The organism is Pseudomonas sp. NPDC089401 (assembly GCF_044749485.1).
GTDB lineage: Bacteria > Pseudomonadota > Gammaproteobacteria > Pseudomonadales > Pseudomonadaceae > Aquipseudomonas.
This window is the reverse complement of sequence record NZ_JBIVIA010000004.1, coordinates 159,856-175,777: the sequence shown is the minus strand read 5'-3', so window position 1 is coordinate 175,777 and position 15,922 is coordinate 159,856. Positions and strand designations below refer to the sequence as shown.

At 65.2% G+C, this 15,922-nt stretch carries 13 protein-coding genes and 1 riboswitch; of the genes, 7 read left to right on the top strand and 6 right to left on the bottom strand.

What is annotated here, in order from left to right:
* Positions 1 to 18: 18 nt before the first annotated feature.
* Complete coding sequence (locus ACIP21_RS11305; RefSeq protein ID WP_400687377.1) at positions 19 to 975, top strand: glycosyltransferase; 957 nt, start codon at positions 19 to 21, stop codon at positions 973 to 975.
* Positions 976 to 1,042: 67 nt separating this feature from the next.
* Entirely contained in the window at positions 1,043 to 1,816 is a 774-nt protein-coding gene (locus ACIP21_RS11300; RefSeq protein WP_400687375.1) for a glycosyltransferase family 2 protein, read from the top strand.
* A gap of 94 nt (positions 1,817 to 1,910) precedes the next feature.
* Here ACIP21_RS11300 and ACIP21_RS11295 read toward each other — a convergent pair whose 3' ends face one another.
* Entirely contained in the window at positions 1,911 to 2,516 is a 606-nt protein-coding gene (locus ACIP21_RS11295) for a toluene tolerance protein (RefSeq protein ID WP_400687373.1), read from the bottom strand.
* Positions 2,517 to 2,761: 245 nt separating this feature from the next.
* Between ACIP21_RS11295 and msbA the strand changes: the two genes are divergently transcribed.
* Together msbA and hldE are read left to right on the top strand one after the other, a co-directional pair.
* Positions 2,762 to 4,570: a lipid A export permease/ATP-binding protein MsbA gene (gene msbA / locus ACIP21_RS11290; protein ID WP_400687371.1), complete on the top strand. Its 1,809-nt coding sequence runs from the start codon at positions 2,762 to 2,764 to the stop codon at positions 4,568 to 4,570.
* Positions 4,571 to 4,700: 130 nt separating this feature from the next.
* Positions 4,701 to 6,122 carry a bifunctional D-glycero-beta-D-manno-heptose-7-phosphate kinase/D-glycero-beta-D-manno-heptose 1-phosphate adenylyltransferase HldE gene (gene hldE, locus ACIP21_RS11285; protein WP_400687370.1) on the top strand — a complete coding sequence of 474 codons (1,422 nt, stop codon included), beginning with the start codon at positions 4,701 to 4,703 and terminating at the stop codon, positions 6,120 to 6,122.
* Positions 6,123 to 6,259: 137 nt separating this feature from the next.
* On the opposite strand, the gene ACIP21_RS11280 is transcribed toward hldE, so the two are convergent.
* Genes ACIP21_RS11280 through ACIP21_RS11265 form a run of 4 tightly spaced genes read right to left on the bottom strand, consistent with a single transcriptional unit; the run spans position 6,260 to position 9,646 of the window.
* A complete protein-coding gene (locus ACIP21_RS11280; RefSeq protein WP_400687368.1) occupies positions 6,260 to 7,228 on the bottom strand; it encodes a metal ABC transporter ATPase in 969 nt (322 codons plus the stop codon).
* A gap of 54 nt (positions 7,229 to 7,282) precedes the next feature.
* On the bottom strand, positions 7,283 to 8,095 hold the full coding sequence (locus ACIP21_RS11275) for an aldo/keto reductase (RefSeq protein WP_400687366.1): 813 nt from the start codon (positions 8,093 to 8,095) through the stop codon (positions 7,283 to 7,285).
* On the bottom strand, positions 8,092 to 9,267 hold the full coding sequence (locus ACIP21_RS11270) for an NAD(P)/FAD-dependent oxidoreductase (RefSeq protein ID WP_400687365.1): 1,176 nt from the start codon (positions 9,265 to 9,267) through the stop codon (positions 8,092 to 8,094). Before ACIP21_RS11270 ends, ACIP21_RS11275 begins: the two co-directional genes overlap by 4 nt.
* 46 nt (positions 9,268 to 9,313) lie before the next feature.
* Positions 9,314 to 9,646 (bottom strand): multidrug efflux SMR transporter, encoded by a 333-nt coding sequence (locus ACIP21_RS11265; protein WP_054887895.1) that lies wholly within the window; start codon positions 9,644 to 9,646, stop codon positions 9,314 to 9,316.
* An 87-nt stretch (positions 9,647 to 9,733) separates the two neighbouring features.
* Between ACIP21_RS11265 and ACIP21_RS11260 the strand changes: the two genes are divergently transcribed.
* On the top strand, positions 9,734 to 10,624 hold the full coding sequence (locus tag ACIP21_RS11260; RefSeq protein WP_400687363.1) for a LysR family transcriptional regulator: 891 nt from the start codon (positions 9,734 to 9,736) through the stop codon (positions 10,622 to 10,624).
* A gap of 11 nt (positions 10,625 to 10,635) precedes the next feature.
* Positions 10,636 to 11,907, top strand: a complete 1,272-nt coding sequence (gene waaA, locus ACIP21_RS11255; protein ID WP_400687361.1) for a lipid IV(A) 3-deoxy-D-manno-octulosonic acid transferase — start codon at positions 10,636 to 10,638, stop codon at positions 11,905 to 11,907.
* 114 nt (positions 11,908 to 12,021) lie between these two features.
* On the opposite strand, the gene ACIP21_RS11250 is transcribed toward waaA, so the two are convergent.
* A complete protein-coding gene (locus ACIP21_RS11250; protein ID WP_400687360.1) occupies positions 12,022 to 13,455 on the bottom strand; it encodes a TolC family outer membrane protein in 1,434 nt (477 codons plus the stop codon).
* A gap of 161 nt (positions 13,456 to 13,616) precedes the next feature.
* Positions 13,617 to 13,723: riboswitch (TPP riboswitch) on the top strand.
* Between the two features lie 157 nt (positions 13,724 to 13,880).
* On the opposite strand from ACIP21_RS11250, the gene thiC reads away from it, so the two are divergent.
* Complete coding sequence (thiC, locus tag ACIP21_RS11245; RefSeq protein WP_400687358.1) at positions 13,881 to 15,761, top strand: phosphomethylpyrimidine synthase ThiC; 1,881 nt, start codon at positions 13,881 to 13,883, stop codon at positions 15,759 to 15,761.
* Positions 15,762 to 15,922: the final 161 nt, after the last annotated feature.

Genomic DNA, 15,922 nt, shown 5'->3' with positions numbered 1-15,922 from the left:
GAGCGCCGAAGGAAAACAATGAAAGTCCTATTTCTGGTACAGAAGGAACAGCGTGCGATCCTCGATCGCCTGTACGACGGCGTCGCGGCCAACTGTGAGTGCGACCTGCGCTGGCTGACCAGCGAAGACCAGCGCAACCTGCGGCGCTACTTCAAGCGTGAGGTGCAGGTCGAGCGTTACGACCGTATCGTCTTCTTCCTGCGCTTCAAGCAGGAGATCCGCCAGGTCGCGTTCATCCGCACGGTGCCCAACCTGGTCATCCTCGAACACGATGCCTACCAGAACTACATCCCCTGCAAGTACACCGGCAAGTTCAGTGCGCATTACCGGCAACTGCCTTGGGCGCGCGTGATCAGCTCGGGCTACGGGGTCAGCCAGCGCCTGCGCCAGGAGGGCTTCGATGCGGTGTTCGTGCCCAAGGGTTATGACGAGCAGTTGCTCAATGACCAAGGCCGCGAGCGCGACATCGAACTGGCTTTCGTCGGCAGCATCAACAGTGTCGCCTACAGCGGGCGCAAGGCGCTGCTGGACGAGCTGGGGCGGGTGGAGAACCTGGTGGTGACCCGCACCAAGTCGGGCGAAGATTATTGCAACACCCTGAATCGCATCCGTTTCTTCGTCAGTGCCGATGTCGGCATGGGCGAGTACATGATCAAGAACTTCGAGGCCATGGCGTGCGGTTGCGTGCTGCTGGCATTTGACCAGGGCGAAGAGGAGAATCGCGCCCTGGGCCTGGTGGACATGCACAACGTGGTGTTCTACGACACGATCCCGACCTTGCAGGCGAAGCTGCGTGCCTTGCGCGCCGACCCGGAGCTGGCCGGGCGGATTGCCGAAAACGGGCGTCAACTGGCTGTTTCGCGCTTCAGCTTCGCTGAAGTCGGCCGGAGCATCGTCGAACACATGCGCCCGGCACTGAAGCCTCATCCACCGCTGTCGGCATGGCAACGGTTGCGCTTGAAGCTGGGCATTTAACTACAACAACTTTTGTTGCCGGGGACTGGCAGCGGAACGTCGATTGTCGCAACGCGGAGGGAGTCCGGTGCGTTTTTCCCAAGAGAGTGAGGTCACGCTGGTCGTGACCAGCTGCGGTCGATTCGATCTGCTCAAGGAAACCCTTGAGAGTTTCGATCGTTACAACACCGCGCCCATACGCGAAGTCTTCATCACCGAAGATTCCGGTGACGATGCCGTGCACGACGCCGTGCCGGAGCATTGGAAGCCTTACTGCAAGGTATTCGTCAATCGCCCCAAGCTTGGCCAGTTGGCGTCGATCGACCTGGCCTACAGCTACGTCAAGACGGCCTACATCTTCCATTGCGAGGATGACTGGCAGTTCTACCGCGAGGCGTTCGTCGAAGATTCCCAGGCGGTGCTCGAGGTCAGCCCTGATGTGCTGCAGGTCTGGTTGCGCAGCCATGCCCACGACCTGGCGATCCACAGCCCGTACATCTACCTGGGCGAACGCCAGGTGATCGCCGGTGTGCCGTGTTATCCATTGCTGTCCCAAAAGGCGGAATGGCAGGCTTTTTCGCTCAACCCCGGCCTGCGTCGGCTGAGTGATTACCAGCGTTGCGCGCCCTTTGCCGCCTATTCCGGGGAGAAGGCGCTGTCCCGGCGCTATGCCGAGCTGAACCTGACAGCGGTCAAGCTGGAAGGCGATGCCGTGTTGCACACGGGCTTCGGCAGCCACGTGACCCTGCCCGAGGAAGTCCGGCGCAAGGCCAAGCGGCGCAAGCGCGACCGGGTGAAGCTGGCGCTGACGCTGGTGATCGGCGCCTTTATCGGCGTGGGGCTTTCGTTGCTTCTCGGTTGATTTCGCCGCCCCTTCCAGGCGAACAGGCCCGGCTCGATGCCCGTGATGGACCCTCGCCGGGCACGCTGCCGGGCCAGCGCCCGGGCATTGCCGCTCAACGCGCCAGCAATGCGGCCTCGAAGTCGGCCAGCGGGAAGCGGTCGCCCAGCTTCTCCCGCTCGATGTAGCGGACCATGTGCTGCACATTACGGCGGACCATGCGTGCCGACAGCGGTGGGCGAAGGAAGCGCATGTCCGCCACGTCGATCAGGCCCAGCTGCTGGTCAGGCGTTTCCACGACGTTGCCCAGGTGCAGCGAGCGGAAGTAGATGCCGCTGCGGTGCAGCTGGCGGATCAGCGTGATCAGCCTTGGCAGGTAGGTGTCCCAGCTGAAGCCTTCATCCTGCGACATCTGCAGCAGGGTGCGCCCCGGCAGCGGGCGGTACAACACCGCAGTACGTCCCGGAATGTCCAGTTTGTGCTGGCTGATCACTTCAAGGGTCGGGATGCCCAGCTGCGCCAGGCGCGCGGCGTTGTCGACGAAACGCTGGGAGTAGGGGCGCAGCAGCGCGGATGAAAACAGGCGCTTGCGGCGAAACACCTTGAGAAAATTGCCATTGGTGAGCAGGTAGACTTTGGCGCCATGGCTATCAGCTTCCAATACCTGGGCGCCAAGTGTCAGCTGATCGAAGTCGACCTGGGAGAGGTGGGAGCACTGCATGGATAGGGCCTTGTCGTCTGGCGAGCAAAATGACCGGCAATAATGCCGAAAATAATGCGCCAGCACCATGTCGGTGTCGTCCGGATGCATCGGAGGAGAGCAAGCGGCTGCTCTGCGATCGGCATTTCCCTGTTGGCGCCGGCAGCCGTTTGCCGGTCGGTTTGGCCATGTTGCTGGCATGGGGGCGTGCTGACAAGGATGCCTGTGGTAAAATTCGCGGTTCAACCTGAACAGCGAGCTCGATGATGGCCGAAACACCGCGACCGGCGGAGCACACCTCCAGCCTGAAGATCTACTTCCGGCTGCTGAGCTATGTGAAACCCTATGTCGGCATTTTCCTGCTGAGCATTGTCGGTTTCGTGATCTTTGCCTCGACCCAGCCGATGCTGGCCGGGATTCTCAAGTATTTCGTCGATGGGCTGAGCAACCCCGAAGCGGTGTTGTTCCCCAACGTCCCCTACCTGCGTGACCTGCAACTGCTGCAGGCAGTGCCGCTGCTGATCATCCTGATCGCGGCGTGGCAGGGCCTGGGGTCGTTCCTGGGCAACTATTTCCTGGCCAAGGTTTCCCTGGGCCTGGTGCACGACCTGCGCGTGGAGTTGTTCAACAAGCTGCTGGTACTGCCCAACCGCTACTTCGACACCCACAACTCCGGGCACCTGATCTCGCGAATCACCTTCAACGTGACCATGGTCACCGGTGCCGCCACCGATGCGATCAAGGTGGTGATCCGCGAAGGCCTGACCGTGGTGTTCCTGTTTGCCTACCTGCTGTGGATGAACTGGCACCTGACCCTGGTGATGGTGGCCATCCTGCCGGTGATCGCGGTGATGGTCAGCGTCGCCAGCAAGAAATTCCGCAAGCAGAGCAAGAAGATCCAGGTGGCCATGGGCGACGTCACCCATGTCGCCTCCGAGACCATCCAGGGCTACCGCGTGGTGCGCAGCTTCGGCGGCGAGGCCTACGAGGAGCAGCGTTTCGGCAAGGCCAGCCAGAGCAACACCGAGAAGCAGCTGCGCATGACCAAGACCGGCGCGCTGTACACGCCGATGCTGCAACTGGTGATCTACAGCGCCATGGCCGCGCTGATGTTCCTGGTGCTGTTCCTGCGCGGCGAGTCGACCGCCGGTGACCTGGTGGCCTACATCACTGCCGCCGGCCTGTTGCCCAAGCCGATTCGTCAGCTGTCGGAAGTCAGCTCGACCATCCAGAAGGGCCTGGCCGGTGCCGAGAGCATCTTCGAGCAGCTGGACGAGGAACCGGAGGTGGACGCTGGCACCCTCGAGCGGGAACGGGTGCAAGGTCGCCTGGAAGTGCGCAACCTGAGCTTCACCTACCCGGGTACCGAGCGCGAGGTGCTGAGCGATATCAGCTTCGTCGCCGAGCCAGGCCAGATGATCGCCCTGGTCGGCCGCTCCGGTAGCGGCAAGTCGACCCTGGCCGCGCTGATCCCTCGTTTCTACCACCACGATCAGGGGCAGATCCTGCTCGATGGCGAGGAGATCGAGAACTATCGCCTGCGCAACCTGCGCCGGCATGTCTCGCAGGTGACCCAGCACGTCACCCTTTTCAACGACACCGTGGCCAACAACATCGCCTATGGCGACCTGGCCGGCGCCCCGCGCGCGGACATCGAGGCTGCGGCCGCCGATGCCTACGCCAAGGAGTTCGTCGATCGTCTGCCGAAAGGCTTCGACACCGAAGTCGGTGAAAACGGCGTGCTGCTCTCCGGTGGCCAGCGCCAGCGCCTGGCAATTGCCCGTGCACTGCTGAAGAACGCCCCGCTGCTGATCCTCGACGAAGCCACTTCGGCCTTGGACACCGAGTCCGAGCGCCACATCCAGGCCGCCCTGGACCATGTGATGCAAGGCCGCACCACGCTGGTGATCGCCCACCGCCTGTCGACCATCGAGAAGGCCGACCAGATCCTGGTGATGGACCAGGGCCGCCTGGTGGAGCGGGGCACCCATGCCGAGCTGCTCGCGGCCAATGGCCATTATGCCCGCCTGCACGCCATGGGCCTGGATGAGTCGGCCAAGGCCGACATCACCTGAGCCCTCCTTGATCGGGGCCTTCATGGCCCCGATTGTCACGGGAATTTTCCGGCGCTGATCTGGCCATAAAGCCGTCGTCTGCCCTGTGCTAATATCCTGCCCCTTTTCATTATTTTCATATGGGTTGCCCATGAAGTTGTCCATGCCGCGTTTCGATCAAGCCCCGGTACTGGTGGTCGGCGATGTCATGCTCGACCGCTACTGGCATGGCGGTACTTCGCGCATTTCGCCGGAAGCGCCGGTGCCGGTGGTCAAGGTCGACCAGATCGAGGATCGCCCGGGCGGCGCGGCCAACGTCGCCTTGAACATCGCCGCCCTGGGCGCGCCGGCCGCGCTGATCGGTGTCACCGGCCAGGATGAAGCCGCCGACAGCCTGGCCAACAGCTTGCAGGCCGCCGGCGTGCGCTCGGTGTTCCAGCGCATCGCGCACCAGCCGACCATCGTCAAGCTGCGGGTCATGAGCCGTCACCAGCAACTGCTGCGCATCGATTTCGAAGAGCCGTTCGCCACCGACCCGCTGTCGCTGGGCGCGGAAGTCGACAGCCTGCTCGAGGGCGTCAAGGTGCTGGTGCTGTCCGACTATGGCAAGGGTGCGTTGAAGAACCACCAGAGCCTGATCGAGGCCGCCCGTGCCAAGGGTATCCCGGTGCTGGCCGACCCCAAGGGCAAGGATTTTTCCATCTACCGTGGCGCCAGCCTGATCACCCCGAACCTCAGTGAGTTCGAAACCATCGTCGGCCGCTGCGCCGATGAGGCCGAACTGGTCGCCAAAGGCCTGCAACTGCTGCTGGACCTGGACCTGGGGGCGCTGCTGGTGACCCGTGGCGAGCATGGCATGACCCTGCTGCGCACCGGCCAGCCGGCGCTGCACCTGCCAGCCCGGGCGCGTGAGGTGTTCGACGTGACCGGTGCCGGCGATACCGTGATTTCGACCCTGGCGGCGGCCATTGCCGCCGGTGAGGATCTGCCCCACGCGGTGGCCCTGGCCAACCTGGCGGCGGGCATCGTGGTCGGCAAGCTGGGGACCGCGGCCATCAGCGCGCCGGAACTGCGCCGGGCGATTCAGCGTGAGGAAGGTTCCGAGCGTGGCGTACTGGGCCTGGAGCAACTGCTGCTGGCCATCGACGATGCGCGCGCGCACAACGAGAAGATCGTCTTCACCAACGGTTGCTTCGACATCCTGCACGCCGGGCACGTGACCTACCTGGAGCAGGCGCGGGCCCAGGGCGATCGCCTGATCGTCGCGGTCAATGACGATGCCTCGGTCAGCCGCCTCAAGGGCCCGGGCCGGCCGATCAACAGCGTCGACCGGCGCATGGCCGTGCTGGCCGGGCTGGGTGCGGTGGACTGGGTGATCAGCTTCCCGGAAGGCACCCCGGAAAACCTGCTGAGCCAGGTCAAGCCGGATGTGCTGGTCAAGGGCGGTGACTACGGCATCGACCAGGTGGTGGGTGCCGATATCGTCAAGGGCTACGGCGGCACGGTGAAGGTGCTGGGCCTGGTCGAGAACAGCTCGACCACGGCGATCGTCGAGAAGATCCGCAAGCACTGACCGACCCATTGGGCCGCTTTGGCGGCACCTGTGGGAGCGGGTTCACCCGCGAAGAATGCAACTCGGAGTATGGCACCGGCTACGCCGGTGTTCGCGGGTGAACCCGCTCCCACAGGGACCGCGCAAGCCCACGAATATCACTTGTGCAATGAAGTCCGAGCTCGCTCCAGCAGCTCGCGGGCCTTGTCGCCAAAGCGCTGCAAGTGCGTCGCCGGCACCACCTTGCGCTCCACCAGCCCCTGCTGCTTCACCCAATCCTTCCAGCGAATCCGCTCATCGCTCACCACCCAGCCTTCCTGCCGGGCAAAGCTCTCCGCCAGATGCACCCCGCGGGTACTCGCCGGCACCAGCTCGTCATGCTTCAGCGTATACAGTTCGGCCAACGGCTGCCCATCCTGCACAGGCATCAGGTACAAGTCCGGCCGCTTGCGGTTGAGGCGCGCCACCAGTTGGTCACCCTCCAGGCGTTCGTCGACGTGGAACAGGCTGAGCTTCTTGGCTTCCCTGGGCACCTGCAGGCGCATGTCGTAGATCAGCTGCAGCGACGCGGTCGGCAAATGCACGTAGGCCCGTGGCCGCTCCAGCAGCATCAGGTTACCGCAGTGCACCGGGCGGGCAGCGCCGGACTGCGGTGTCAGGACGAAGGCCAGGTCTTCGCGGTAGTGCAGCGCGGCAGCGTACGGGGCGGGCAGCCAGGTCTCGTTGAAGCGGCCGCTCAACCAGCCTTCCGGGGTTTCCAGCAGGCACTCTTCGGCCACTTCCTGAACCGCGGTGTGCAGCGGCAGGTTGAGTTCCTGGGCGGGGACATAGCCAGAGATCAGCTTCAGCACCACGTCGCCACGGTCCTGCCGCCGTTGACGCACCAGCACCCAGTAGTCGCGGTGTTGCCAGTGCAGGGTCAGGCGCACGGAAACACCCAGGTTGGCCAGCTCGACCACGAAGCGCTGCTTGTCGGTCAGGCTGATGGCACGCCGCCGTTGCTGGGTCTGGGCGAAATTCAGCGGCATGCCGATGCTCTGATAGACTAGGCCTTCGGGCGTCGCTTCGACGTGCAGCGGCAGCGTCTTGAAGTTGCTCGGGTTCTTGCGGATCAGCGTACGCGGCACGAGGCTCCTCCTTGCGTCGGGGCAGTCGCCAGGCCCTCCGGGGAGGGCGGCGGCTCAATGCTGGCCCAGGATACGGGCGACGGTGGCCACGTTGTGGGCCAGGTGTAGCGGATTGATGGTGCCGACGATAGCACTGCTGACGCCCGGGTGGGCGAACAGCAGCTCGAAGCTGGCCTGCACCGGGTCGACACCGGGGGCGAGGCAGATATGCCCGCTGGCCAGGGCCTTTTTCACCAGAATGGCCTTGCCGTGCTCGGCAGCGTAGTCCAGCACCGGGCGTTCCGCCTGCTCGTTGAGGTTGTAGGTGACCATGGCGCAGTCGCCTTGCTCCAGGGCCTTGAGGCCCCCGGCGACGGTCTTGCCGGACAGCCCGTAACCGAGGATCTTGCCTTCCTGCTTGAGCTCGGCGAGGGTCTGGTAGACCTCCTGCTGTTCGAGAATGGCCAGGTCGTTGCCGTCGGAATGCACCAGCACCAGTTCGATGCGGTCGGTTTCCAGGCGGCGCAGGCTGCGCTCCACCGAGCGGCGGGTATGGGCGGCGCTGAAGTCGAAGCTCGACTGGCCGTTGTCGAATTCCTCACCGACCTTGCTGACGATCACCCAGGCGTCGCGCTGGCCACGCAGCAGCGGGCCCAGGCGCTCTTCGCTGCGGCCATAGGCAGGGGCGGTGTCGATCAGGTTGATGCCCAGCTCGCGGGCCTGGGCCAGCAGCAGGCGGGCGTCGTCGTCGTCGGGGATGGTGAAGCCATTGGGGTATTTCACGCCCTGGTCGCGGCCGAGCTTGACCGTGCCCAGGCCCAGCGGCGAGACCGTGAAGCCGGTGCTGCCCAGTGGCCGGTGGAAGCCGTGCAGGGTCGGCAGGCTCATGGCAGCAGTTGCTCCCAGGCCGGTACGCCCAACGCCGGGCGCGGCAGGCCGGCCAGCTCGGTGTGGGCAGCAGGGCGGATGCCGTCGCGGTCGAGGCTGGCCAGCACACGGTCGCTGAAGTCCGGCGCCAGCGCCAGCTTGGTCGGCCAGCCCACCAGCAGCCCTTGCTGCTCGGCAAGGAAGGCGTTGTCCGGGCGTACCAGGCCCGATTGCGCTGGCTCTGCACGGTCGACGCGCAGGGTGGCCCAGCGCACCTGGCGCTGGTCGACCCAAGGCAGCAGGCTGGCGATTTCCTGCTGGGCCGCGGCGATCTGTGCCGCCGGCTCGCGGGCCACACCGTCGGCTTCGGCGATGTCGCCGCCGAGGTACCAGACCCACTGGCCGTCGGCGGCCGGGTGGGTGGTGATGGTCACGCGCGGCTTGGGTCCGCCGCCCAGGCAGTGGGCATACAACGGCTTGAGGTTCGGGCCCTTGGCCATGACCATGTGCAGCGGCCGGGTCTGCATCGCCGGTTGCTGCAGGCCCAGGGCGTGCAGCAGGCCTTCGGTGCCGGCGCCCGCGCTGAGGACCACGCGTTGGGCGCGGACTTCACGGTCGTCGACGCGCAGGCCGGCCAGCGTGCCACCCTCGCGCAGCGGCTCGATACGTTCACCGGCCAGCAGGCTGTCGCCGGCCAGTTCGGCCAGGTTGGCCAGCAGGCTCGGGACGTCGATGACCAGTTCGGCCAGGCGGTAGACCTTGCCCTTGAAGGCGCGGTCCTGCAAAGCCGGTGGCAGTTGTTCGCCCTTGACCTGGTCGACCCGGCCACGCACGGCCTTGCTGGCGAAGAAGCTGGTGAGGTTGCCGGCCAGGGTGCCGGGCGACCACAGGTAATGGGCATCGGACAGCAGGCGGGTGCGGCTCAGGTCCAGTTCGCCCGTGCCAGCCAGTGCCTCGCGCCAGCGCCGCGGCATGTCGGCAATGGCTTCCGAGGCGCCGGTCAGGGCACCGTGCAGGGCGTACTTGGTACCGCCATGGATGATGCCCTGGGACTTGATGGTCTGTTCGCCGCCAAGGCTGGCACGCTCCACCAGCACCGTCGAATACCCTTGGCGGCGCAGCCGGGCATTGAGCCACAGGCCAGCGACCCCGGCGCCGACGATCAGCACGTCAGTGGAAATGGCAGATGGCATGGCGGTACCTCGAAGACTGGGACAGCTGGCAAGTATACAGGCTGCCTCAATGCCCGGCAGTCTTGGAAAACAGCTGGATCACCACCACGCCGCCGACGATCATGGCCATCCCCAGCATTGCCGGCACATCCAGCTTCTGCCCATAGACCACCAGTGCCGCCACGCTGATCAGCACGATCCCCAGCCCCGACCAGATCGCGTAGGCGATGCCCACCGGGATGCTGCGCACCACCAGGGTCAGCATCCAGAACGCGATGCCGTAGCCGACCACCATCAGCAGCAACGGCAACGGCGTGCTCAAGCCCTTCACGGCCTTCATGGAGGCGGTGGCGATGACTTCGGCGCAAATGGCGATGGCGAGGTAGGTGTAGGCATTCATGGCAGGATTCTCCGGTAACTGGGCGGGCATTCTAGACCTAACCTGGATGCGGTAAAGTCATTACCCATCAACTGGGGAGATAGGTCGATGGCCGAGCAGTGGAACCTGGAGCAACTGCGCACGTTCCTGCGTGTGGCTGAACTGCGCTCGTTCTCTGCCGTCGCGCGTGAGCAGCGCAAGGCCCAGTCGGCGATCAGCAGCAGTATTGCGCTGCTCGAGGCCGACCTGGGCGTGACCCTGTTCGAGCGCAGCAGTGGCCGGCAGCCGAAACTCACCGAAAACGGCAGTGCACTGCTGGAGGACGCCCGCGAACTGCTGCGCCAGTGCGAGCGCCTGGATGGCCGCGCGCTGGCGCTGATGCGTGGGCAAGAGGCCTTGCTACGCATCGCCCAGGACGAAGCCATGCCTTACCAGCCGGTCATCGACAGCCTCGACGAACTGGCCAGCCGCTACCCCTTCCTGGAAGTGCAACTGGCCAGCGGCGCCCAGGGCGACGTGGCGCGCAAGCTGGTGGAACGGCGCGCCGACCTTGGGTTGTTCTTTCATCACGAGCGTATCCCCGACTCGCTGGAACGACGTGCCCTGGGCAGCGTGGAAATGGTCACGGTGTGCGCGATCGGCCACCCGTTGGCGCGAGAGCGGCGGGTCACCTGTCAGCAACTGGCGCGCCACCGGCAGTTGTTGATAACCCCCCAGCAAAGCGGTTACCCCGGCGGCGAGGCGGCAAGCCCGCAGGTGTGGCGCGCCGACAGCTTCTACGCCATGGCCGAACTGCTGATGCGCGGCCTGGGCTGGGCTTGGCTGCCACGGCACGTGGTGCAATACCCGACCTACCAGGCGCACATGGTCGAGCTGGACAGCGAGTGGCGCCCACCGGCCCTGGTGACCGAGCTGGCCTGGCGCCGTGACGAACCGCTGGGCCCTGCGGCGCAGTGGCTGGCCGAGCGCTTTGCGGTGCACCTGCGTGCGATCGGGTAAACTCCGCCGCCATGAACAGAACCCTCTATACCCTGCTGTTTCACCTGGGCCTGCCGCTGGTCGCGCTGCGCCTGTACCTGCGTGCACGCAAGGCGCCGGCCTATGGCCAGCGCATCGGCGAGCGCTTTGCCCGCAACCTGCCGGCCATGCGCCAGGGTGGGATCTGGGTGCATGCCGTTTCGGTCGGCGAGAGCATTGCCGCCGCGCCCATGGTGCGCGCGCTGCTCAAGGCCTACCCGGGCCTGCCGATCACGCTCACCTGCATGACCCCGACCGGTTCCGAACGCATCCGCGCGCTGTTCGCCGACGAGCCGCGCATCCAGCACTGCTACCTGCCCTACGACCTGCCGTGGGCGGCGGGGCGTTTCCTCGACCATGTGCGCCCGCGCCTGGGCATCATCATGGAAACCGAACTGTGGCCCAACCATATCCACCAATGCGCCAGGCGCGGCATTCCGGTGGCGCTGGCCAATGCACGCTTGTCCGCGCGTTCGGCCCGCGGCTACGCGCGGTTCGCCAGGCTGACCCGGCCGATGCTGGCCGAGATGAGCCTGATCGCCGTGCAGACCGAAACCGAAGCCCAGCGCTTCCGTGACCTGGGTGCACGCCCGGAATGCGTGCAGGTGACCGGCTCGATCAAGTTCGACCTGAAGATCGACGAGCAACTGCTGCCGCGTGCCCAGGCGTTGCGCACCGGGTGGGGTGCCGGGCAACGCCCGGTGTGGATTGCCGCCAGCACCCACGAGGGCGAGGACGCGCTGATCCTCGAGGCCCATCGGCAGCTGTTGCAGGTGCATGGCGATGCGCTGCTGATCCTGGTGCCGCGCCACCCTGAGCGCTTCGACGCGGTGCATGACCTGTGCAGCCTGCAGTTCGCCACGGTGCGCCGCTCCGCTGGCACGCCGGTGGACGCGCAGACGCGGGTGTTGCTGGGCGACACCATGGGCGAGTTGCTGTTCCTCTATGCGCTGGCCGACATCGCCTTCGTCGGCGGCAGCCTGGTCGCCACCGGCGGGCATAACCCATTGGAACCGGCCGCGTTGTCTTTGCCGGTGATCATGGGGCCGCATGTGTTCAACTTCCTCGAAATCAGCGCGATGTTGCGCGAGGCGGGGGCGTTGCGGCAGGTAGACGATGCCGAGGGGCTGGCCGAGGCGGTGCGGCGCCTGATCGAGTTGCCGCAGGATGCCCGGCGCATGGGCGAGGCGGGCAGGGCGGTGATGCAGGCCAACCAGGGGGCCTTGCAGCGCTTGCTGGAGGGTTTGGGTAAGTTTCTGGGCTGATTCTTGGGTTGGCTTCTTCGCGGGTAAACCCGCTCCCACAGTTACTGCACAAAGCTGAGCCTTTGCACGGTCCCTGTGGGAGCGGGTTTACCCGCGAAGAAGCCAGCGCCTATCTCAAGGCCTGCGCTCGAAGTTCTTCGCTGCAGCGGCTGCCAGGTCCGGCGGCAGGAAGTCCTTGTCCGGGTTGTAATCCGGCTTCAGGTACCGCGCCAGGTCCTGCAGATCCTGCGGGCTCAGGGTCCCGGCCGCCTGCTTGAGGCTGAGGTTGTCGAGGATGTAGTCATAGCGGCTGTTGTTGTAGTCGCGTACCGAGGTGTACAGCTGGCGCTGGGCATCGAGCACGTCGACGATGTTGCGGGTACCGACCTGGTAGCCGATCTCGGTGGCCTCCAGCGCACTCTGGTTGGAAATGATCGACTGCTTGCGCGCCTTCACCTGTTCCACGTCGGTGTTCACCGCACGGTGCAGGTTGCGGGTGTTTTCCGTGACCTGGCGGCGCAGGCTTTCGCGCTGCTGTTCGCTCTGGCTCAGGCGCTGGTAGGCCTCGCGCACCTGCGAGCTGGTCAGGCCACCGCTGTAGATCGGAATGTTCAGTTGCAGGCCGATGCTGGTCTGTTCCACGTCGCCGCCGTAGCGCTGGCCAAACGGCGAGGGGTTGGTGAAGCCCAGGCTGTCGTTGTCGCCCTTCTGGTACTTGGCCACCGCATCGACGGTCGGTGCGTGGCCGGCCTTGCGCTGGCGCAGGGTCTCTTCGGCGGCGACGACCGCGTGATTGGTGGCCAGCAGGTTGAGGTTCTGGCGCCCGGCGGTTTCCACCCAGGCCTTGGCGTCGTTGGGGGTCGGCACCTGCACCGGCAAGGTATGCACCACGCCCTGGATCGAGCTGTACTCACGGTTGGTCAGGGTCACCAGGGCCTCGAAGGCATCCTGCACCTGGCGTTCGGCAATCAGCCGGTTGGCCCGGGCGGTGTCGTAGCTGGCCTGGGACTGCAGCACGTCGGTCTTGTCGGAAAGGCCGACATCGAAGCGTTCGTTGGACTGGTCGAGCTGGCGCTTGAAGGCGGCTTCCTCGGCCTTGGTGGCGGCCAGGTTGTCCTGGGCGCGGAGCACCGAGAAGTAGCTTTGCGCACTTTGCAGGATGAGGTTCTGCTCGGTGGCCGACAGCTCCAGCGCGGCCTGCTCGTTGACCGCCTCGGCGGCCTGCAGCTGGAACCAGCGGTCGGCGCGGAAGATCGGCTGGGCCAGGGTCGCGCTCCAGGCGTTGCCGCTGCGGGTGCTGGTGGCCGAAGGTTGGTCCAGCTTGGTGCGGGTGTTCATCATCTCGGCACCGGCCGACAGGTTCGGCAGCAGGCCGGCGCGGGCCTGGGGCACGACTTCGCGGCGGGCGCCATAATCGGCGCGGGCGGCCGCAAGATCGGCGTTGTTGTCGACCGCTTCCTGGTAGACGCTGACCAGGTCGGTCTTGACCGTGGTGGGCACATCCGCGGCCCAGACCACTGTGTTGGACGCACAAGACACGGCAATCGCCAGTGAGAGTTTGCGCAGCATAGGGGCAATCCTTGTACGAAGAATAATTACTGAACTGTTGAGTATTGTTCGGTGCGCCAGTGTAGTGCCACGCGCCCTCCGGCAACAATCGCCATGTGTGCCTTTCATCATGCCGCGTTCTAGCCGCTTGGCTTTGCCGACCACTCCAGTCTAGACTGCGCATGTTCTTGTCGGGGTGCCTTGAAGCAAAGGCTGAGATCGCAGAGGTGCGGATCCCGTTGAACCTGATCAGGTTAACGCCTGCGTAGGGAACAAGATTGCTCGCCTTCCCGGGGAGCCTCTTGTGCCAGGTCCGGGAATGTCGCAGCTGCATGCAGCTTCAGGCACCCCCGTCTCCGGCACTGCACCCGTCAAGGGGTGCGTCCATGCCTTTCAGGTTCTCCCCCGACATTCCGCCCGCTTGGAAGCCGTCTGGAGAGCCTGTGATGACCAAACAAGAAAAATCGATCAACCTCAGCGAATCGGCACAAGTCGATCAGCAGTCCGTGCAACCCTTCCCGCGTTCGCGCAAGGTCCATGTCGAAGGCTCGCGCCCGGACATCCGCGTGCCCATGCGCGAAATCAGCCTGCACGACACCCCCACCGACTTCGGCGGCGAAAGCAACGCCCCGGTGCTGGTGTACGACACCTCTGGCCCGTACACCGACCCTGAGGTCATCATCGACGTGCGCAAGGGCCTGGCCGACGTGCGCGGCAACTGGCTCGACGCCCGTGGCGACACCGAGCGCCTCGGTGGCCTGAGCTCGGACTTCGGCCAGCAGCGCTTGCACGATGCCGAGCTCGCCAAGCTGCGCTTCGCCCACGTGCGCAACCCGCGCCGGGCCAAGGCCGGCGCCAACGTCACGCAGATGCACTACGCGCGCCAGGGCATCATCACCGCCGAGATGGAATACGTCGCCATCCGCGAGAACATGAAGCTGCAGGAGGCCCGCGCCGCCGGCCTGCTGGCGCAGCAGCACGCCGGCCACAGCTTTGGCGCCAGCATCCCGAAAGAAATCACCGCCGAGTTCGTGCGCGAGGAAATCGCCCGCGGCCGCGCGATCATCCCGGCCAACATCAACCACCCGGAACTGGAGCCGATGATCATCGGCCGCAACTTCCTGGTGAAGATCAACGGCAACATCGGCAACAGCGCCCTGGGTTCCTCGATCGAGGAAGAAGTGGCCAAGCTGACCTGGGGCATCCGCTGGGGCTCGGACACGGTCATGGACCTGTCCACCGGCAAGCACATCCACGAAACCCGCGAGTGGATCATCCGCAACTCGCCGGTGCCGATCGGTACCGTGCCGATTTACCAGGCCCTGGAGAAAGTCGGCGGCGTCGCCGAGGACCTGACCTGGGAGCTGTTCCGCGACACCCTGATCGAACAGGCCGAGCAGGGCGTGGACTATTTCACCATCCACGCCGGCGTGCTGCTGCGCTACGTGCCACTGACCGCCAAGCGGGTCACCGGCATCGTCAGCCGCGGCGGTTCGATCATGGCCAAGTGGTGCCTGGCGCACCACAAGGAGAACTTCCTGTACACGCACTTCGACGAGATCTGCGAAATCATGAAGGCCTACGACGTCAGCTTCTCGCTGGGTGACGGCCTGCGCCCGGGCTCGATCGCCGATGCCAACGACGCCGCCCAGTTCGGTGAGCTGGAAACCCTCGGCGAGCTGACCAAGATCGCCTGGAAGCATGACGTGCAGTGCATGATCGAAGGCCCCGGCCACGTGCCGATGCAGCTGATCAAGGAGAACATGGACAAGCAGCTGGAGTGCTGCGACGAGGCGCCGTTCTACACCCTCGGGCCGCTGACCACCGACATCGCCCCGGGCTATGACCACATTACCTCGGGCATCGGCGCGGCGATGATCGGCTGGTTCGGCTGCGCCATGCTCTGCTACGTCACGCCCAAGGAGCACCTGGGCCTGCCGAACAAGGATGACGTCAAGACCGGCATCATCACCTACAAGATCGCCGCGCATGCCGCGGACCTCGCCAAAGGCCACCCGGGCGCGCAGATCCGTGACAACGCGCTGTCCAAGGCGCGCTTCGAATTCCGCTGGGAGGACCAGTTCAACCTGGGCCTGGACCCGGACACCGCGCGGGCCTTCCACGACGAGACGCTGCCGAAGGAATCGGCCAAGGTCGCGCACTTCTGCTCGATGTGCGGGCCGAAGTTCTGCTCGATGAAGATCACCCAGGAAGTGCGCGAATATGCCGCCAAGATCGAAACCGTGGACGTGACGGTCGAGCAGGGCATGCGCGAGCAATCCGAACGCTTCCGCCAGGAAGGCAGCCAGCTGTACCACAAAGTCTAACTGCAAGGCTGACCTTTGTAGGAGCGGCCTTGTGTCGCGAAAGGGCTGCGAAGCGGCCCCAGGTTTTCAGCTTCGCTGCTGAAAATGCAGGGGCCGCTTTGCGGCCCTTTCGCGACACAAGGCCGCTCCTACACCACTCCAACACTTCGTCGAGCGTCTGA